This window comes from Psychrobacter sp. CAL346-MNA-CIBAN-0220, assembly GCF_040309805.1.
GTDB lineage: Bacteria > Pseudomonadota > Gammaproteobacteria > Pseudomonadales > Moraxellaceae > Psychrobacter.
Genome location: NZ_JBEOPF010000223.1, coordinates 1 through 276, shown reverse-complemented (window position 1 = coordinate 276; position 276 = coordinate 1). Strand labels below are relative to the sequence as shown.

1 protein-coding gene is annotated in these 276 nt (G+C 59.1%); it reads left to right on the top strand.

From position 1 onward, the window contains the following. The coding region (locus AAEY88_RS13410) for a LysM peptidoglycan-binding domain-containing protein (protein ID WP_350563181.1) at positions 1 to 276 on the top strand (276 nt) is incomplete at both ends.

Sequence of the window (276 nt, the reverse complement as noted above, 5' to 3'; positions counted from 1 at the left end):
ACCTCACGCTGATCGCCAAGGCCAACAAGGTCGATGTGCATGACCTGCAGCGCTGGAACAAGCTCAACGGCCAGGCCCTCAAGGTCGGCCAGACCCTGGTGATGCAGGACACGCGCAAAGTTGCGGCGAAAAAACCGGTGCAGTACAAGGTCAAGAAAGGTGACTCGCTGTACATGGTGGCAAAGCGCTTCAACGTTGAGATGCAACATCTCAAGCGTTGGAACCCGCGCACCGGCCAGGCACTGAAGCCAGGCCAGATGCTGGTGGTTTCCGGGC